Source organism: Microcystis sp. M165S2 (assembly GCF_020245885.1).
Classification (GTDB): Bacteria; Cyanobacteriota; Cyanobacteriia; order Cyanobacteriales; family Microcystaceae; genus Microcystis.
Map to the genome: position 1 here is coordinate 1 of NZ_JADBTZ010000038.1, position 19,397 is coordinate 19,397.

Consider the following 19,397-nt stretch of genomic DNA (forward strand, 5'->3'; position numbering starts at 1 on the left):
AAACTGTCAAAAAATCTTTATCGACTAGAACCCATCAGTGCAAGTGTGGGTGTGTTTTGGATAGGGATGAAAACGCCGCAATCAACATCCTTAAAAGGGGACTAAGTACGGTAGGGCATACCGGAACCTTCGATGCTCGATCCAATAAACGCTTGGGGAGAGAATACCTCTACTTTTTCAGAAGCAATTCTGTCTAAGCAAGTAATCTCTGTGAACCAAGAATTCCCGTCTCTTTAGAGCGGGGAGTGTCAATCGTCGCCCTAGATGCTACTCAGTACTATAGTTCAGAGAAAATTAGTTGTCCTTGTTGCTCAAGCCGCACCTCAAAACAGGGAAAGATAACCTATCAAATCAGGAGAAAGGTAAAATTGGCTAAAGATTTAGTTTATCAAGCAGCCAAAAATGCTTTGATCAAAGATAATTGGTTAATTACTCATGACCTTTATACGATAAGTTTTGGAGGGGTGAATATGGCTGTCGATTTAGGCGCAGAAAAGCTGATTGCTGCGACTAAAGATCATCAAAAGATTGCCGTAGAAATTAAAAGTTTTTTAGAGGGATCTTCAGCGATCTCAGAATTTCATACTGCTCTAGGACAATTTATTAATTATCGGGCGGTTTTAAAGAGAAAAGATCCAGATAGGGTTTTGTTTTTAGCTATTCCTAGTTTTACTTACGACACTTTTTTCTCTTTAGATTTTACCCAATTAATGATTAGAGAAAACCATTTAAAATTAATCATTTTTTCGCCAAATCAGGAGGTAATTTTAACATGGATAAATTAGCAAAATATCGTCAATTAGTCAAAAGTATTCTTTCGGAATATACTCAATATAAACCTACTTGTAATGATTTAGAGATTCAAGCTATTTTTGATGAACAAAAAGAACATTATCAGGTCGTTACTTTTGGGTGGGAAGGCGAAAAGTATGTACATTATTGTCTCATTCATATTGACCTCAAGTCTGATAAAATTTGGATTCAATGGAATATGACAGAACAAGATATTGCTGAAGACTTAGTTAAACTAGGTGTTCCTAAAAAAGATATTGTCATTGGCTTTCATCCTCCTGTACTTCGACAATTGACGGATTATGCAGTAGGATAGACTCGTTTATCCTACTGCAATTAATCTTGGTTAGCTGTCTGTTGTTTGAGAGTTATCTGTGGGTGACTTTGCTTTTTTTGATAGGACACATTTTACTTTTGTTGCGGCTAAACCTAGTCCGAGTAAACCTAGACTAAAGACATTAGAAGGCTCAGGGACACTCTTTGGAGGCTGTGCGACAGATTTTATTGCAAGATGATCAAATTCAAGTAAATCTTCTGTAACTGGATTTGCAATTGGATATGTCGTTATATTTTCAAATCCTATCGAGGAAATCGATTCTCCTTGTAGTGCATCAATACGCAAGTAAGCATTACGTTGAAGTGTTGCCGATTTCCAATTTGCTCCTGCAAGCTGTTCAATTGTTTGTGAAAAAGGTATGCCATTGATGAAGAGGCGATGATTTGTTATTGGAACATCTCCTGGAGAAGATGGTGGGGGATTTAAAGATTGAAACCCTGAAAGCCCAATTCCAACTGATATAATGCTACTGCTAAAATTAAGCGTAGTAAGTTTTGCACATTCTGTACTCGGACAATATATACCATTACTAAATTGGTTACTAGGAATATTAAATAATGTGTGTTGACCATCCCAGCTTTGAGAATACGTATTTGAAAGATTAGGAAGACTTGTAATCGTTGATGTAAAAACTCCTCCAGAATATGTAATGCTTAAACCAGGAATTAGAGTTTTGTCTTCAAAATCCTCAATTGTATATCCTGTGATACCTACATTTTGATTGAGGATTGTAGGGTCAGATGAGAATACAGTAGATGGAAAAAAAGTAATGCTTACTGCTTGAGCAGAATTTACACCACTTAAGGATAACAGTATAGAACCAGTAACCGTTGTGACAAATGCGTGAAAAATTAGACGATTCATGATGAATTTTCTCCTTAATTTGATTACTTCAAAACTTTGACAATTGAACTAAAATAGATCACTCTTCAAAAAAACTCAGCCCTAATTAAATTTGAGACCTTAATTGTGGAGAACTGATTTTCTCCAGATATGCTGGCAAATCATCCAGAGAAAGCAATGTTAAAAAACTTAACTTAGTTTCATTGACTTTCTCCAAAAACCCCAACACCTTACCCTCAGACATCTCAGCATTAACCTCAACAAAAACATAACCAATTCTGTCCGATAAAACCTCCTCAGAAATCTCAATAAAATCCTCACCCGGCATCACAGGACAACATTCAACTTTTCCCTTATCCCTCACCACCAAATCCGCTACAGCTAAACGAGATCGCATGATGGGATTCCAACTATCACTCGCTTCCAAATCTGTGGCAATACCCAGAGACCGTAAGCAACAGTTGACCGCATACACAGCCAAAGTATTGAGATACACTTGTTCTGCTAGAGCAAAATCAGAATGTTGTTGACAAAAGTAATCCGCGATTTCATGGGCTTCCCTTCCTAGAGCAATCAAAAATACAGAACTATGATTAATTCCTGTAGGCATTATCTTGATTTCCCCCCATTGGAAGCTTAAATTTTCCACAAGAATCCCTGCAAACTCAGCCAGTGAGTTTTTCAAAAGCTATTCACCTCCTTAAAAAATTACAAATAAGACAGAATTTCCTGCCCGATTAAAGGCGCAACCGTCTTCATCTGGCGCAAGAAAAAATTCTTCACCACCGCCACCGTCAAGCTAAAAGAATCCGCAATCTCCTGCCAAGATCGCGCCTCCAATCGTGCCCTCAAAATTGCCTTCAAAGTCGCCTTCGGGCAATTATGGACATGATGGCGAGACAACAACTCCGGATCAGACTCAATATACTCAGCGATCAACTCCGACAAACAAAGCTGTTCCTCTGGCTGAGCCAAATTCTCAAAGACAACAGACTCACCGCTCACCTGCTGTAGAGGCGATACCGATAAAGTTGCCCTTGCCAGATCCAGAAAAACGCGATCGCCCAAAGCCCGATTAGCCCTTCTTAGCCCAGATAACCGACAGAGAACCGCCAACCAGACAAAGTTTTGCTGATTAATCGCGATCCCTTTAACCTGCAACGTTAACCAGAATCCCAGCCCAACCTTACCGACTTGACTAACCATTGCCGTCAGTTGGTACTTGCGACGAATCAGTTGCTGCTTCTGCGCCCTGATCAGCGGGTCAAGGGTTTCAGCATACGCCTCTCGCAACAGAATATCCAGCCGATAGTTGACCCAATCCAGAAAATTGCCCCGGTCAGGATCGAACTGGTCGAGGTGGAAAGCAACCCAACATAACGTTCGATTAACCGCATCCTCATAGACCTCTACAGAATAATGACCTCGACCCCGTAGCCGACCCGATAATCGCAGAGCATCAAGTAACCGAGCGATCGCGGCTTGCTGTTGCAAACCCACTGTCCTAGAACAGGAACGCGCTTGCATGGCGAGGTATTGCAGCTCATCATCATCGGTTTGCTTCAGGGAAGTTCCCCGATGGCGATGGGAGGCCATGGAATTCAAACGAACTTCAGAAGAGGAGAAACAGGGTTGGGTTAACGGCATAGATGATGTTCTCAACTGCTTTCATAAAAGAAATCACCTCAAACTCCTGCGAACGTCTCAAGTTGTTACAAAACTTTATATTTTAGAAATTTAATTGACGGTCAACCCCCTGATTGACTAAAGCGATTTCTTGGAATGAATATCCCGGCAGCCTCCATTAACGGTGCGTTCACTGGCGCTAGCGACACCCTACCTCGATCAATTTTGCTACATTCTGAATTTGGAATTGCTGGCCAACACCTGATCTTGTTGGCTCTGTGAAAGTCTGGGACTACAATAGAGAAAAGTGACAATTTTTGCCAGAGTGATCACCGAGGACTAATAAAGAATGACGGCTATCCTAGGGAAACCTGCCACACTTAACACTCCGATTCTGCACCGTCTTGCCAATGGTTTAACGATTATTGCCGAAAGTCAACCGGTAGAAGCGGTTAATCTCAATGTTTGGCTGCAGGTCGGCTCGGCCTTAGAATCGGATCAGATCAATGGGATGGCTCATTTTCTCGAACACATGGTTTTTAAGGGAACCCGTAACTTAGACAGTGGTGAATTTGAACGGGCGATCGAATCGAGGGGAGCGGTGACTAATGCCGCTACTAGCCAAGAATACACCCATTATTACATTACCACTGCCCCGCAGGACTTCGCCCATCTGGCCCCGCTCCAGCTAGAAGTGGTTTTAGAAGCTTTAATTCCCGATGAAGCTTTTGAGCGGGAAAGACAGGTTATTTTAGAAGAAATTCGTCGTTCTCAGGATAATCCCCGTCGTCGCACTTTTTATCGCACCATGGAGACTTGTTTTCAAGTTTTACCCTATCGTCGTCCGGTGTTGGGGCCGACGGAAGTGATTGAAAATCTTACTCCTCAACAAATGCGCGATTTTCATCGGACTTGGTATCGTCCCGAATGGATGACGGTGGCGGTGGTGGGTAATTTGCCTGTGGATGATTTAATGGCTATTGTGAGGGATTCTCTAGATGCTTTAGGCAGTAAGGGCAATTCTGGGCTTATTTCCCATCCTATCGCTAATCTACAGCCCGAAGCTCCTTTTAACCAGATTATCCGTCAAGAATACGAGGATGAAAATTTGCAGCAGGCCCGCTTAATCCTATTTTGGAAAGTGCCGGGGTTGAGAGACTTAGAAAAAACCTATCCTCTCGATGTTTTAGCGGCTATTCTCGGTCAGGGCAAGGTATCGCGATTATTTCAGTCTCTGCGCCAAGAAAAGGGCTTAGTTTCCCAAATAACTGCCAGTAATATGTCCCAAGCAGTGCAAGGAGTGTTTTCCGTGTCGGCCCAATTAGCCTCGGAAAATATCGAGCAAGTGGAGAGAGAGGTATTAGCACAGATTGAACAAATTCAACAGGAAGCTGTGACAGTTTCTGAACTGGAAAGAGTTAAAACCCAAGTGGCCAATCGGTTTATTTTTAGCAACGAAAGACCGAGCGATCGAGCCAACCTTTACGGTTATTATCATACTCAGATCGGTGATTTACAACCGGCTTTTTGTTATCCCCAACACATTGAAGCCCTCACTTTAGAGGACATTCAAAATGCCTCTCAAGAGTATTTAAATCCCAATGCTTACGGTGTGGTTGTGGTGAGACCAATCAGTAATCAGTAATCAGTAATCAGTAATCAGTAATCAGTAATCAGTAATCAGTAATCAGTGAACAGTAATCAGTAATCAGTAATCAGTAATCAGTAATCAGTAATCAGGGATAAAGATGAAGATAAATAAATAACTAATTAGGGTCTGCTGAAAAAGTTTTTCGGTGGGGGTTGGGGGTTGGGGTGTGGGGTGTGGGGTTTTACCCATTTTCAGGTGGTCAATTACCTAATTTTCAGGGAAAAAGTCCCGGAATTTTCCCCCCAATCACTCCCATGCTAGGCACTTTTTGAGGGAAAAAAAGTCTAAAAACCTTGTTGGATAAGGTTTTTAGATTTATTCAGCAAACCCTAATTAACTTAAAACTTACATCTGATAACTGATAACTTATAGCATTTCTGATTCACAAGAGGTACATTATCAATGCTGAAAAGCTTAATCAACAAAGGTTAAGCTGTGCCTCACAGATGCGATGACCGCTATAAATAAATAACTAAATAACTAATTAACTTAAAACTTACATCTGATAACTTACATCTGATAACTGATAACTTACATCTGATAACTGATAACTGATAACTGATAACTGATAACTGATAACCTATGTGGACTCAAATTGCTCGACATATTACCCAAACCACGGAAAAACCTTTTGAAATTGAGAAAAGTCGTCCCGTTAGTGGTGGCTGTATCAATCAGGGTTATGCCGTCACTGGCAATGGTTTAATTTATTTCGTTAAGATTAACCAAGCGAACCAAGAGGCCATGTTTGCTGCCGAAGCTTTAGGATTAAAGCAAATTCACGCTACCAAGACTATCAGGGTTCCGGAGCCAATTTGTTGGGGAATTGCCGAGAAATCTAGTTATTTAGTGCTAGAGTGGCTAGAATTCGGCGGTGGCAATAGTCAAAGCTGGGAAAAAATGGGGCGAAATTTAGCTCGTTTACATCAAGTTTCCCTGTCCGATCGCTTTGGTTGGCAGTGTAATAATACCATTGGTTCTACTCCCCAGATTAATACCGTTAGTAACAGTTGGGCGGATTTTTTCGCTCATCAGCGTATTGGCTATCAATTAAGACTTGCGAAGGAGCGCGGCGGCAATTTTCCCGACGAGGATCAAGTTATTCCCGCTATTAGCGAGATTTTGAGTCAGCATCAACCCCATCCCTCCCTCGTCCATGGTGATTTGTGGTCGGGAAATGCGGCCATTACCGTCGATGGGGAACCGGTAATTTTAGACCCTGCCACCTATTGGGGAGACCGGGAGGTAGATTTAGCCATGACGGAACTTTTTGGCGGTTTTCCCGCGGCTTTTTATCGGGGTTATAACGATGTTTTCCCCCTCGATGGCGGTTATCAACAGCGCAAAACTCTTTACAATCTCTACCACATTCTCAATCACTTTAATTTATTTGGTGGTGGTTACGCTTCCCAGGCCAATCGGATGTTACAGGAAATTCTTTAAGGGTTTTACTTGTGAATCTTTGCTGAGGATAAATTATGTCTATTCGAGAAAATACTGTGATGAAAACTCCAGCGACAAAAGTATGTAACGATGCAGAGTTTATGGCGTTACCCGACGATGGTAATCGTTACGAATTGGTCAAGGGAGAGTTAACTAATATGGGTAATTCTGGGGCTTTACACGGTTATATTGCCATTCTTTTAAGTGCTGCTTTATTTGGTTTAGTAACATCTCGAAAACTAGGTGTATTATTGGACTCCAGCACTGCTTTTACTATGAAAAATGGCAATAAACGTTCTCCCGATATAGCTTTTTTTGCCAAGGAACGTCTGCAAGGATTGGAAGAATTGCCGACGGGTTTTCTAGAAGGTGGGCCAGATTTAGTGGTAGAAATTCTCTCTCCTGGCAATACAGTGGCAGAAATTGAGGACAAAATTGTCGAATATTTTGCCAATGGTACTCGTTTGCTCTGGGTTATCAGTCCGGGTCAACACTATGTCTTAGTTTATCGTTCTGGGTACGAACCGCAGCGATTATTAACATCAGGAGATTTTCTGGAGGGGGAAGAGGTGGTTCCGGGGTTCACTTTTCCGGTGGCCGACTTGTTTCACAAACTATCTTTTTGACTCTTTCTTCTCAACAAATCGGCTAATAAATCGGCACTGTCACTAATGGCTAGATGGGAAGCTTGTTGAGCCATGGCGGCCAATTTTTCGGGATTAGACCATAAATCGAGGACTAATTCGCTTAAAAACTGAGCAGTTAACTCATTTTGACGATAAAGATAAGCGGCTTGAGCTTCAGCGAAAACTTTGGCATTGTAGAACTGATGGTCTTCGGCAGCAAAAGGATAGGGAATTAAAATCGAAGGCGTACAAGTGATCGCTAATTCTGTTAAAGTGCCGGCTCCAGAGCGACTGATAGCCAGATTAGCTCTTTGCCATAATCCCGCCATATTGTCGTAAAAAGGCCGGGAAAAATAGTTAGAATGGCGCAAACTATCCGCTTCGGGGTCGTTTTCTCCCGTGAGATGCACGATATAAATTCCTTTTTCTAACCATTGGGGAGCGCTTTGCCGGACAATTTGATTAAGAGCCACGGCCCCTTGAGAACCACCGGCAACGACAATCAAAAAAGCAGTCTCTGGAATCGGTAAATCTAGGGACTGGGGAATGAGAAACTGCTCTCGTACTGGTGTACTAACCCAAGTGGTGCGAGTGCCGGGTAAATAGCTGGCGGTTCCCTGAAAACCGAGGGCGACCGTATCGCACCAGCGACCGAGAACTTTCGTGACTTTGCCCGGTATGTAGTTAGATTCGTGTAGGATGACGGGAATATTGGCTAAACGAGCCGCTAAAATGGTCGGGCCTGCGATATAACCCCCGGTGGTAAAAACTGCCGCTATCTGACGTTTTTTGATTAAACTACGCACTTGCCAAATGGCCCGCAGTTGACTGAACAGAATCTTGAGAGTTTTTAACCCCAAACGGGTTTGAAATCCCTCAATGGGGATGGTGTGCAGGGGATAGGTTTTTGGAACTAAGGACTGTTCGAGACGGTCTGGAACTCCTAACCATTCAATCTCGTAATCCGGCAAGCGCTCGGCCAGGGCCAAAGCGGGAAATAAATGACCACCAGTACCACTAGCGGCAATCAATAGACGGGTTGGAGTGCGTGCCATAATTCGAGAGAGGGGAAATTCAGCCCTAGAATGAAATAATCTACCATAGTTATTGATCGATCCTTACACAAACTATCACTAATGCGTAACTTGAACACAATCCCCGATAAATTTTTTCGTCAATCCCTCAATTTTTCCCTATCGTTGCTGTTAGGTTTGGGGTTAACTTTCACCCTCGCTACCGGCCTGCGAGCCGAAAAGCCAGAAACTGCTCCGGCTAATTTAAAAACGCTTATCTCCAAAATCGAAACGGCGGCTAACGAGCGAGATATCAAGCAATTAATGGAGTTTTATAGTCCGAAATTTACTAATTCCGATGGCTTGACCTACGAAAAAACTAAAAAGGTTTTAACTCATTTTTGGGAACGTTATAACAATCTAAAATACACCACGACTCTCGAATCTTGGAGTCGTTCCGGTGATAAGTTAACGGCCAATACAATTACTAAAATTACTGGGACGGGAAAGGTGCAGGGACGAGTGGTGGGAATGAATGCTACGATTCGTTCTCGTCAACAATTTCAAGGCAATAAACTTGTTTATCAGGAGATTTTAAGCGAGAGAGTTGAGTTAAGCACGGGCAAAAATCCCCCCAGTGTTCAAGTGAGAATTCCCGAAAGGGTGAAAGTGGGTCAAGAATTTGATTTTGATGTGATTATCCGCGAACCTTTAGGGGATGATTTATTGGCCGGAACGGCGATCGATGAGAAAGTAGATATTGAGCGTTATATTAATACAAAGCCTCTAGAATTGGAATTATTACAGTCCGGCGGTTTATTTAAGCGGGTAAAAGCCCCGGCAACACCGGAAAATCGTTGGTTATCGGCGATTTTAATTCAAGGAGATGGGATTGTTGTCGTTACTCAACGGGTTAAGGTAGAAAAGTAATTTTTATCTGGGTTTTGCTGAAAAAGCTTGTTGGTGGGGTGTAGGGTTTTATTCCCCCCCTTCACTCCAATGACTGGCACTTTCAGGCAATTTAATCCTTATTTTTGCCGTTTTTGAACCCTCAAAAATTAATTATGCAAGAGGTTTAATAAATACTCTGATTAACCATAGAGGTGCGAAACATCGCTCGTCCATACTTTAAATTTTGTTAAATTTACTTGACCAAAAGACGTTGTTAGGGAAGCATCGACGGCATCTAAGCCGCGAGTCATTAAAATCCGCCCGATTCTGGGGGTGTTATGACGAGCATCAAAGGTGTACCATTGATGGTCTAAATAAACTTCAAACCAAGCACTAAAATCCATCGGTAGAGGTTGGGGAGAAATACCGATATCTCCGAGATATCCAGAGGCATAACGGGCGGGAATATTTAAGCAACGGCAAAAAGTCAAAGCTAGATGGTTAAAATCGCGACAAACCCCCGTTCTTTCCCGATAGACATCATAGGCGGTTTTCGTCACCCGCGCGTATTCGTAACCAAAACGAATGTGACTATGAACCCAATCACAAACCGCTTGTACCCTTGCCCAACCAGGGGGAGTTTGTCCGAAAAGTTCCCAGGCAATTTCCGAAAGCAAATCTACTTCACAATAACGGCTACTCATTAGGTAGGGAAAAACTTGGGTTGGTAACTCTGCTAAAGGAATTTCTTGGGCATTCCAATTAACGATATCGGGTTTCCATTCATTCTCGATAACTGCTTCATTGTGAATGCGTATCTGTCCGTCGGGTAAAATTAGACGACTGGTTCGATTACCGAAGCTATCTAAAAATTCTTCTATTTTTGTTGCCGGTTCCACCTGCAAATTTTCCGATTGTCTAACTTGATCTAAAATTGAGGGATGTAGATAAAGTTTTAACAACATGACCACGGGTAAGGGGGCATCAAAGCCAAATTCATAACCAACACGGATTAACATTAGGACTCCTATCTAGATAGTAATTTTGTCGGGATTTGTCGGGATGAAACGCAAATAATCGCCAGACTGAAAAAAGTTATGCCCGACTACTTGGTTAAAAGTTTGAGGAGAAAGTAATGGCCGGGCTGAAAACCGATAAGCTTTGTACAGAGTTACTTTTATTATAAACCGCCTCAACTAAAAGCTTTGTAACTTTGAAGACAAGCCATCGGGAGGATTCGCTCTATCGAAAAGAGTCGGGGGTGGATGGTTCCTCTAATAGACGGATTTCCATGGGGATGTAGGCCAGTTTAGCAAAAATCTTTTGTTGATGACTGACGGGCCACCATTCGTAAAGAAAAATTTCTAAAGGTCGCCAGAGGGCCACCCAACCACTAATTAATAATCCTTCTTCTAAGAAGTGAATAAATGTATCGCTGCCAAAACGACTAATTAATTCGCTGAGACTCAAACAAACAAAAAGAAAGGCGAGACCAATTATCAAAGATATGCGTCCTTGTCGCCAAATTGTGCGTAATTTTCTTTGTTCTCCCTGTTGGCGATAGTCAAAATAATTATGTAAAGCTGAGGGTAACAGATGTCGGGCGGTATTCTGTTCGTTACTGGGAAGATAAAAGACTAATTTAAGGGGGGTATTTAGGGGGAAGTCATCCACAGAGTTAATAATATAGTTTTCGGCGTTATCGTCTAAATCTCTATCTAAGAATGGCGAAGGATCGAGAGAATTAAAGACTTGCTGTAACTGATTAAGTTTAATTTCAATTAAGTAAGTTCCTTCCTCCTCTCGATAATAGGATTGTAATTTATTTACCAGTTTAGACATTAGTTATTAATGTTAAGCAAATGGGGTGAACTGACACAACTAAAATCTACTACTAGAAGTTACTTCATCTTGCTCATACAGGCTGAGAATTGAGCTATCTGTGAGAATATTTTAGCTGTATCAGTCCCAGATAATTAATTTAATTTATCGACCAAAACCAGCGTACCAAAAATAGGTGGCCATCGGGATTACTGTGGCTAAAACCAGTAAAACTATCACCCAAATTGTGGCGCTTTTATCGTCAGTTTCTTCTGCGGTAGTAAAGGTACTTTCGATATTAATTGTCGCTACTTCCGGCGGCCCGGGATCCGCTTCTCCAGAAAGTACCGCCGTTAGACGACGACTAGCATCGAGTAAAGCTTGATTATATTTTCCCCCATCTTTGAGGGGAACTGCCATAGTTTCCGAGAGGATACTATCAGCAATAGCATCGGTTAATAGGGGTTTTGCTTCCTCCCCAACCCGCATAGCAGTTTTATTGGTTAAAGTATCAAGAACGATGATAGTTTGATTGGCACGATCTTCGGGGTTAGGATACCATTCTCTCAGGATATCATCGGCTAAATTGTCAATTTTTTGACCGTAATCCAAGCGCCGGACTACCACCATTCTCACTTCCTGGCCGGTTTTTTCGGCGAGGTTTTTCAGATCTTTATTTAATTTTCCTTCGTTAGCGGCACTAATGGCCGAAACGGGATCGACCACATAAGTGGGCGCTCCGGAGCTTAAAATGGGGAGGTCATAGACTCCCATGGCAGCAGCCGGTGATAGGGAAACACCCAAGGCTACACAGCAGGAGAGAAGGAGAGAAGCTAATAATTTGAGCATATTGATTCGGTAAAATTCCTATAGAACATAATAGGGGAAAAGTTTCCTGTTTTTTGAGTCGGGAAACGGGAGACGGGGTGATGGGGAGTATTTTCAGTGAACAGTGAACAGTGAACAGTGAACAGTGAACTGAAAACTCACATCTGATAACTGAAAACTCACGTCTGATAACTGATAACTGATAACTGATAACTGATAACTGATAACTGATTATGAGTGATTTTGAGGAACTAGAGTCTAAAAAACGGGAAAAAGCCCTAGAAATGCAGGCATATCGCGATAATTTGCTCTCGCGGGTGACAAGATTACTAATTTCTCAAGATATCCACTTGGCGATCGATCATACCCTAGAACTGCTCTGTCAATTTACCCAGAGTGCGCGCTGTTACATTATTCAATATTCCACCTGTCGTCAGCAGTGGAGTATGGTTTATGAATACTGTCACCCCAACTATCCGCAAGTTATCCCGATTCGGGAACAATCACAAAATCTCTCGACGGAAACCTTTCCCTGGTTTTCTGAACAATTATTAAACGGTATTCCAGTTAAACTGAACTCTTTAGACGATTTACCCGCTACTGCTATCCCTGAAAGAACTATTCTCGCTCATAGTTCTACTCCCTGTCTCTTAATCGTTCCCATGTGGGATAGTTGTGGGGTAACGGTGGGTTATCTGGGATTGGATGCAAGTGCAGAAAAGCAATGGACGAAGGAAGATGTCACCTTTGTCCGGTTGGTGGGAGAATTAATTGCGATCGCACAAAGTAGATATGAAGCGGAAAAAGGATTAAAAGAGGCTAAAGAAGCGGCAGTTAAGGCAAATAAAGCTAAAAGTGAGTTTCTAGCTAACATGAGCCACGAATTACGCACTCCTCTTAATGCTATCTTGGGTTTTACTCGCTTAATATACCGGGATAGCAGCGTCAGCAGTGAATATCGGCAATATTTGGAAATTGTCAATCGTAGCGGAGAACATTTATTAGAGTTAATCAACGATATTCTAGAAATGTCGAAGATAGAAGCGGGAAGAACGGTTTTTAATCCTAGTAATTTTGATTTATACGCTCTTTTAGATAATATTGCCGAAATGCTACGCTCACAAGCGCAGGCAAAAGCTTTAAGCTTAATTTTTGATCGCAGCTCCGATCTGCCTCAATATATATGTACTGATGAAAGTAAATTGCGACAGGTGTTAATCAATCTCTTGGGTAACGGATTGAAGTTTACTGAGTCGGGAGGGGTAACTCTCCGGGTAAAATTAGGGGAGAAAAGAGAAGATTATCAGCGATTGGTCTGGGAAATTGAAGATACAGGCGCAGGAATCGCTCCAGAGGAGATTTATAAGCTATTTCAACCCTTTAACCAAACGGAAACGGGACGAAAATCCCAACAGGGGACAGGATTGGGTTTACCTATCAGTAAAAAATTTGTTGAGTTGATGGGAGGTGCGATCGGAGTTAGTAGTATTCTGGGTCAAGGAAGTATTTTTAGTTTTGATATTCAGGTGGGTTTGGTGGGAGAAAATGAGATTAAAACCGAAACCAATAGGGCAAAAGTTATCGCTTTAGCCGAAAATCAGCCTAAATATCGCATATTAGTCGTCGATGATCGACCAGAAAGCCGTTTGCTGTTGCTGAAACTCCTGGCTACCCTAGGATTATCCGTGCAAGAGGCTGCTAATGGTCAAGAAGCGATCGCAATTTGGCAAGCATGGCAACCTCATCTTATCTGGATGGACATGAGAATGCCAGTGAAAGACGGTTACGAAGCAACTAGGGAAATTCGGCAGTTAGAGGCTGATAATCGCGGAAAAACGGTGATAATTGCCCTAACTGCCAGCGCTTTTGAAGAGGATCGCGCCTTGGTTATTGCCGCCGGTTGTGATGATTTCGTGCGTAAACCTTTCCGAGAGGAAGTTATCTGGCAAAAAATGAGCGAATATCTAGGATTAAAATATATTTATGCCGATAATGAGCCAAATCAACCCAATTATTCGCCTGTTTTCCTCGATTCCCTGCAATCGCTATTAAAATTAATCAGTCCCGTCTGGATTGGACAATTGCAACAAGCAGCGCGAGAATGTGATGATGAAAAAATTATCGCCCTAACCGCAGAAATTCCCGCCGATTATGCTATCCTTGCCCAAGGTTTACAACAGTTAGCCGGAGAATTTTCCTTTGATGCGATCGAAACCATAATTAGAGATTTAAACATATCTTAAGAGAGTATTTTATCTATATCTCAAAAACGTGATATTCTAAAGGCATAAATCCCTAAATATGGCAATTTTAAAAGATGAAACTGTTAAAAATGCTCATCGGCACTTGGTTAATACTGCCGATTTTTTCTGTTCAAGCTCAAGTCCCCTCGCTTCCCCCAATTAAGCAAAATTCCCCCAATCTTGGTGATCTACCCAATGATCCCACCCAGCAGAAAAATTGGCTTTGTAACCGAGGAGATCAACGCATTGCTGTGGCTGCCAAAGAAGAGAAAGGTTGGAAAGAATTAATTGAAAAACAAGGTTGGCAATGTGGTGAAGGAAATACCGATATACCCGATCAAACTCTCGGCTTTTCCTGTGAACCAGAACAAACCCTCGGCCTCTTGACAGTTTACTGGTTAAATGGTAGTAATGGTCAACAACAATTAAGCCAATGGCGAGATAAATTAGCAGCACAACAGGGGATGGTTTGTACCATCAATAACGTGCGGTTATTCGATACTCAAGAAAATATACCCAATCCATTACAACCATGATTAAATTAGCAGTTTTACCTCAATCTATCCTCCTAGGTATCAGTTTACTATTCAATAATTCTCTGCCCTTACTTGCCCAATCTACACCCCTGAGCGTGGATAATTTAAGAAACACCGTCTATAATATTCCCAATCGGGGTTCCGTAATTGTCAGCGATGGTATTTTTCAATCCAATGAGGGACAGATTTTAGGAGTGCAAGTCAGTCGAGAAGCTTTGATGGGGGACTATAATAATGATCAAAGGACTGATGGGATTGCCGTGTTAAGAGTGATTACCAGAGATCAACAGCAATTACATTATTTAGCCCTAGTGATTGATAATAACGGTACTGCCACTAACACCGATACTGTCCTGTTAGCAGATCGAGTAATTGTCGATAATCTGAGTGCCAAAGATGGTATGATCACCGTCAACATGAGAAGATTTCTCCCCCGGGATCCTTCCTGTTGTCCGTCGGGAGTTATCACCCAACAATTTGCGATTAATCCTAGTATTAATCAATTGACTTTACTGAGTACCAACGAAAGTCAACCCACCACCCCAAATGTGCAGGTAGTTCCCGCTTCTCCCCTGAGAATTAATAATAATAATCTCCCCTTTCAACCTCCTGCTGGGGCCATCCAAATCCGCTTTTAACCTTGTTTTTGGTGCGTTACGCTGCCCTAACGCACCCTACCTTTTTACTTAACAAAAAATGGCCTACAAATATCCCATCCAACGCTGGTATATTGCCGCAGCTAATCCCGAAAAAATCGAGGGGTTAGCGCGAGAAATGGGACTATCATCGTTATTAGCAACTATCTTAATTAATCGCGGTATTGATACCCCAGAAATAGCTAAAACTTATATAGATCCTGAAGTGGATAGCTTACCCTCTCCCCTGGGAGAATTTCCCGATTTAGAAAAAAGTGTCAATTTATTAGTAAAAGCGATCGCTAGAGGCGATAAAATTGCCATCTGTGGGGACTACGATGCCGATGGCATGACCAGTACATCTTTACTACTAAGAGCCTTGAGACATCTCGGTGCGGACGTGAATCATGCAATTCCCAGTCGCATGAAAGAGGGATACGGAATTAATCAGCGCATTGTCGAAGAATTTGCCGAATCGGGAGTCGGATTGATTCTCACCGTTGATAATGGTATTTCCGCTCACGAACCGATCGCCCTAGCGATAGAATTAGGATTAAAAGTTATTATCACCGATCATCACGATCTGCCGCCAATTTTACCAAATGCCTCCGCTATTCTCAACCCAAAGTTATTAACCCCGAACTCTCCCTATCAGGGATTAGCGGGGGTGGGAGTCGCCTATATTTTAGCGGTGACAACTGCCCAAAAAATGGGTAAATTACAGGGATTAACCGAGTCATTATTAGCATTATTTACCCTAGGCACTATAGCAGATTTAGCCCCATTAATCGGGGTAAATCGTCGCTGGTTAAAACGGGGTTTAAGAAAATTACCCAAATCGCAATTAGTCGGGATTCAATCCCTGATGCAAATAGCGGGAATTAGCGAGGAACAAAAGCAATTACAACCGGATGATATTGGCTTTAAATTGGGACCGAGAATTAATGCAATTGGCAGAATTGGTGATCCCCAGATAGTTATTGAATTATTAACCACCGATGATGCGGGAATTGCCTTAGAAAGAGCGATGCAGTGCGAACAAATTAATCGTACCCGTCAAGAATTGTGCGAAAAAATTGAAGAAGAAGCGATTAAATTAGTCGAAGAAACGCCGATTCTTTGGCAACAAGATCGAGTTTTAGTATTAGTCGAAAAAGATTGGCATCATGGGGTAATTGGTATTGTGGCATCCCGTCTAGTGGAACGCTACGGAGTGCCAGTTTTTATCAGTACTTACGAGGAAGAAGATACGGGTAAAATTCGCGGTTCTGCCAGAGGAATTGAAGAATTTCACGTTTTTGAAGCCCTGCAATTTTGCCAAGATTTACTAGGAAAATTTGGCGGTCATAAAATGGCGGGGGGTTTTAGTTTACCCACAGCTAATTTACTAGCATTTAAACAAAGATTAAGTCAATTTTCTCACAAAATTTTACAAATAGAACAATTAAAACCTTTAATTAAAATTGATACTATCATTGACTTTAAAAAAATTACTCTCGAACTTTTTCAACAAATTGATAGTTTGCAACCCTGGGGAATTGGCAATGAATTACCCGTTTTTTGGACTCCTAACGTGCGAGTAGTAGAACAGAAAACTATCGGAAAAAATCATTTAAAATTATTACTGGCTCAAACCGATGATACCAGAATTAAGGCATTAGCTTGGCGTTGGGGCGAATATTGTCCTTTGCCAAATCGTTTAGATGTTGCCTATAAACTAAAAGAAAATACTTGGAACGGCAATACAACTATAGAAATTGAATTAGTGGGAGTGCGATTACCCCAAGAAAATAATAATATTAAAAAAGCAATTTTTATGCACGCCGAAAAAATGTATCAATGTAGTTTTTGGGGTGATTTAAACGAGATTCGCATCAAAAATGAACAGGGCGATATTTTAGTCGTGCAGAAAGGGCAGCGAATTGGTTTATTAGGCAAAAATCGGCAACAAGCTAGAGAAGTCAACGTGACTGAACCCCGTTTTTATACTTTAATTAAAGTTGCCATCAAAGCTTTGGCTATCTAGGTCTGGCTGAATAAACCTAATACCAAATCCGTTTTTAATAGTGTGATTAACTCTCAAGTTATAAATTGTTTCTCCCTACACCCCACACCCCACACCCTTTGACGATGAACCAAACCATAGTGATCAAAATCGGTACTTCCAGTTTGACCGATAATGAAACCGGCCAATTATCCCTCTCCACGATCGCCGCTTTAGTGGAAGTCCTCACCCGGTTGCGCGCTGCCGGTCATCGGGTGGTATTAGTATCTTCCGGTGCTGTGGGAGTAGGCTGCCGTCGTCTGGGAATACAGGAAAGACCGAAAAAAATCGCCCTTAAACAAGCGATCGCCGCCGTCGGTCAAGGTCGTCTGATGCGGATCTATGATGACCTCTTTACCAGTCTTGGTCAACCGATCGCCCAAATTTTGCTGACCCGTCCCGAATTAATGGAACGCACCTGTTATGTCAACGCCTATAATACTTTTCAGGCTTTGTTTGAATTAGGGGTGATTGCCATTGTCAACGAAAATGACACCGTGGCGATCGATGAGTTAAAATTCGGCGATAATGACACCTTATCAGCCCTTGTAGCCAGTTTAATCGAGGCTGACTGGTTGTTTATCCTCACCGATGTGGATCGCCTCTACAGTGCCGATCCGCGGCTATTTCCCGAAGCGGCGGCCATTGCCCGAGTTAGTCCCGCGGAATTAGCGCAACTATCGATCGATGCCGGTAGTAGTGGCAGTCAGTGGGGGACCGGGGGTATGGCGACTAAATTGGCAGCGGCCCGGATTGCCACCAGCGCCGGGGTAGAAATGGCGATTACTAGGGGACGGCAGCCCAGCAATATCTTAAAAATTATGGCAGGAGAGGCGATTGGAACCCGTTTTGAGGCCCAAAAACGCAGTGATAACGCCCGCAAACGCTGGATCGCCTACGGACTAATGCCCATGGGTAAAATCTATCTCGATGCTGGGGCAATTCAAGCCATTTGTCAGGGGGGAAAATCTCTCCTAGCGGCCGGGATTACCAAAGTGGCAGGGGAATTTAGCGCCTCCGAATCGGTGCAATTGTGCGATCAAGAAGGCCGGGAATTGGCTAGGGGAATTGTTAATTATAGTAGTGAGGAGATCGATCGAGTTAAAGGTCAACATTCCGAGCGTATTGCCAGTTTATTAGGTTATATGGCCGCAGAAACCATTATTCATCGGGATAATCTCGTCGTTTTGAGTGCCTCGTCCACCACCTCGACCAATAAGGGATAATTCCGCCACTCAGAGCAAGTCCACCCAATGCCTTAAATGTAAAGAAATGTCTCAAAAAAACAACAAATTGTTAGACAAGCAAGAGAGTTAGACTAGGGATGTCCCCCGAAGTTCAACCCTGTGAGATTATAAATAAAGCGAAACTCAAAAATGTCTTTATTGCTGTTGGGAGAAACTTAATAATGCGAGACGCGGTAACTAGCCTGATTAGAAAATACGATGTCACCGGACGTTATCTCGATCGAGATGCGATCGATAATCTTAAACAATATTTCGCCTCGGGAACTGCCCGTCTAGCTGCCGCCGCCCTAATTAACGCTAATTCGGCGGCGCTCGTGCGTGGGGCGGCGATTCGTCTATTTGAAGAAGTTCCCGAATTGATCCGCGCTGGGGGTAATGCCTACACCACCCGTCGTTATTCTGCCTGTCTGCGGGATATGGATTACTATCTCCGCTATGCCAGTTATGCCCTAGTAGCTGCTGATACTAATGTTCTAGATGAGCGGGTACTGCAAGGACTGCGGGAAACCTATAATTCCCTCGGTGTTCCCATCGGTCCGACGGTGCGCGGTATCCAAATCATGAGCGAAATGATTCAAACCATGGCTCTTGATGCGGGTATTGCCGACACCTCTTTGATCGCTGAACCCTTTGATCATCTCACCCGCGAATTAAGCGAAGTGTCTATCTAATGCAGTTGTCAGTTATCGAAAATTTGGGTTAAAACCCCGTCGTTTTACGACGGCTTTAAGCTACAATGGAAAAAGCGATAACCAAGCTAAAAACTGAACCTTGACCACAGATAGTAGGGGGTTTCGTTCAGAAAAGACTTCAAATTCGGC

At 42.5% G+C, this 19,397-nt stretch carries 18 protein-coding genes and 2 pseudogenes; 13 read left to right on the forward strand and 7 right to left on the reverse strand.

The genetic code is table 11. The features are described from left to right. The 3 genes and pseudogenes from IM479_RS01990 to IM479_RS02000 form a co-directional block, all read left to right on the forward strand. Window positions 1–237, forward strand: a pseudogene (locus IM479_RS01990) (zinc ribbon domain-containing protein); the annotation flags it as partial. Window positions 238–251: 14 nt separating this feature from the next. Continuing rightward, window positions 252–785 (forward strand): annotated as a pseudogene (locus IM479_RS01995) (element excision factor XisH family protein); the annotation flags it as partial. Next, window positions 773–1,108 carry a XisI protein gene (locus IM479_RS02000; RefSeq protein WP_193960017.1) on the forward strand — a complete coding sequence of 112 codons (336 nt, stop codon included), beginning with the start codon at window positions 773–775 and terminating at the stop codon, window positions 1,106–1,108. The pseudogene IM479_RS01995 and the gene IM479_RS02000, both read left to right, overlap by 13 nt. Before the next feature lie 30 nt (window positions 1,109–1,138). Here the strand turns inward: IM479_RS02000 and IM479_RS02005 are convergent, their stop codons facing one another. From IM479_RS02005 to IM479_RS02015, 3 genes are all read right to left on the reverse strand, one after another. Beyond that, complete coding sequence (locus tag IM479_RS02005) at window positions 1,139–1,993, reverse strand: PEP-CTERM sorting domain-containing protein (RefSeq protein ID WP_287684591.1); 855 nt, start codon at window positions 1,991–1,993, stop codon at window positions 1,139–1,141. An 85-nt stretch (window positions 1,994–2,078) separates the two neighbouring features. Then, the gene (locus tag IM479_RS02010) at window positions 2,079–2,582 is read right to left on the reverse strand and encodes a DUF1822 family protein (protein WP_287684593.1); all 504 of its coding nucleotides are present in this window, start codon (window positions 2,580–2,582) and stop codon (window positions 2,079–2,081) included. Between the two features lie 98 nt (window positions 2,583–2,680). Beyond that, window positions 2,681–3,619, reverse strand: a complete 939-nt coding sequence (locus tag IM479_RS02015; protein ID WP_287684594.1) for a hypothetical protein — start codon at window positions 3,617–3,619, stop codon at window positions 2,681–2,683. Between the two features lie 328 nt (window positions 3,620–3,947). Between IM479_RS02015 and IM479_RS02020 the strand changes: the two genes are divergently transcribed. From IM479_RS02020 to IM479_RS02030, 3 genes are all read left to right on the forward strand, one after another. After that, the gene (locus IM479_RS02020; protein ID WP_287684595.1) at window positions 3,948–5,243 is read left to right on the forward strand and encodes a M16 family metallopeptidase; all 1,296 of its coding nucleotides are present in this window, start codon (window positions 3,948–3,950) and stop codon (window positions 5,241–5,243) included. 588 nt (window positions 5,244–5,831) lie between these two features. Continuing rightward, window positions 5,832–6,692 carry a fructosamine kinase family protein gene (locus IM479_RS02025; protein WP_287077053.1) on the forward strand — a complete coding sequence of 287 codons (861 nt, stop codon included), beginning with the start codon at window positions 5,832–5,834 and terminating at the stop codon, window positions 6,690–6,692. A gap of 35 nt (window positions 6,693–6,727) precedes the next feature. Continuing rightward, window positions 6,728–7,318, forward strand: a complete 591-nt coding sequence (locus IM479_RS02030) for a Uma2 family endonuclease (RefSeq protein WP_287684597.1) — start codon at window positions 6,728–6,730, stop codon at window positions 7,316–7,318. Here IM479_RS02030 and murG read toward each other — a convergent pair. Beyond that, window positions 7,300–8,373, reverse strand: coding sequence for an undecaprenyldiphospho-muramoylpentapeptide beta-N-acetylglucosaminyltransferase (gene murG / locus IM479_RS02035; protein WP_286825973.1), 1,074 nt, complete (start codon window positions 8,371–8,373; stop codon window positions 7,300–7,302). The two genes, IM479_RS02030 and murG, sit on opposite strands and share 19 nt — an antisense overlap. An 81-nt stretch (window positions 8,374–8,454) precedes the next feature. Here murG and IM479_RS02040 point away from each other — a divergent pair, with 81 nt between their 5' ends. Further along, window positions 8,455–9,261 carry a DUF8623 domain-containing protein gene (locus tag IM479_RS02040; RefSeq protein WP_286825974.1) on the forward strand — a complete coding sequence of 269 codons (807 nt, stop codon included), beginning with the start codon at window positions 8,455–8,457 and terminating at the stop codon, window positions 9,259–9,261. Window positions 9,262–9,422: 161 nt separating this feature from the next. Here the strand turns inward: IM479_RS02040 and IM479_RS02045 are convergent, their stop codons facing one another. From IM479_RS02045 to psb32, 3 genes are all read right to left on the reverse strand, one after another. Further along, window positions 9,423–10,241 carry a transglutaminase-like domain-containing protein gene (locus tag IM479_RS02045; RefSeq protein ID WP_286825975.1) on the reverse strand — a complete coding sequence of 273 codons (819 nt, stop codon included), beginning with the start codon at window positions 10,239–10,241 and terminating at the stop codon, window positions 9,423–9,425. Window positions 10,242–10,464: 223 nt separating this feature from the next. Continuing rightward, the gene (locus IM479_RS02050) at window positions 10,465–11,064 is read right to left on the reverse strand and encodes a hypothetical protein (RefSeq protein WP_287684598.1); all 600 of its coding nucleotides are present in this window, start codon (window positions 11,062–11,064) and stop codon (window positions 10,465–10,467) included. Between the two features lie 144 nt (window positions 11,065–11,208). Next, on the reverse strand, window positions 11,209–11,892 hold the full coding sequence (gene psb32 / locus IM479_RS02055) for a photosystem II repair protein Psb32 (protein WP_286825977.1): 684 nt from the start codon (window positions 11,890–11,892) through the stop codon (window positions 11,209–11,211). 212 nt (window positions 11,893–12,104) lie between these two features. On the opposite strand from psb32, the gene IM479_RS02060 reads away from it, so the two are divergent. The 6 genes from IM479_RS02060 to apcB all read left to right on the forward strand — a co-directional run bounded on the left by IM479_RS02060 (window position 12,105) and on the right by apcB (window position 19,247). Next, the gene (locus IM479_RS02060; RefSeq protein WP_287684599.1) at window positions 12,105–14,114 is read left to right on the forward strand and encodes an ATP-binding protein; all 2,010 of its coding nucleotides are present in this window, start codon (window positions 12,105–12,107) and stop codon (window positions 14,112–14,114) included. 74 nt (window positions 14,115–14,188) lie between these two features. After that, window positions 14,189–14,650, forward strand: coding sequence for a hypothetical protein (locus tag IM479_RS02065; protein WP_286825979.1), 462 nt, complete (start codon window positions 14,189–14,191; stop codon window positions 14,648–14,650). Beyond that, a complete protein-coding gene (locus IM479_RS02070) occupies window positions 14,647–15,288 on the forward strand; it encodes a hypothetical protein (RefSeq protein WP_286825980.1) in 642 nt (213 codons plus the stop codon). Before IM479_RS02065 ends, IM479_RS02070 begins: the two co-directional genes overlap by 4 nt. 58 nt (window positions 15,289–15,346) lie before the next feature. Further along, window positions 15,347–17,311 (forward strand): single-stranded-DNA-specific exonuclease RecJ, encoded by a 1,965-nt coding sequence (gene recJ / locus IM479_RS02075; RefSeq protein ID WP_287684601.1) that lies wholly within the window; start codon window positions 15,347–15,349, stop codon window positions 17,309–17,311. Window positions 17,312–17,415: 104 nt separating this feature from the next. Beyond that, on the forward strand, window positions 17,416–18,555 hold the full coding sequence (gene proB, locus IM479_RS02080; protein WP_287078560.1) for a glutamate 5-kinase: 1,140 nt from the start codon (window positions 17,416–17,418) through the stop codon (window positions 18,553–18,555). Between the two features lie 182 nt (window positions 18,556–18,737). Next, window positions 18,738–19,247: an allophycocyanin subunit beta gene (apcB, locus tag IM479_RS02085; RefSeq protein WP_502692619.1), complete on the forward strand. Its 510-nt coding sequence runs from the start codon at window positions 18,738–18,740 to the stop codon at window positions 19,245–19,247. The last annotated feature ends 150 nt before the right edge of the window (window positions 19,248–19,397 follow it).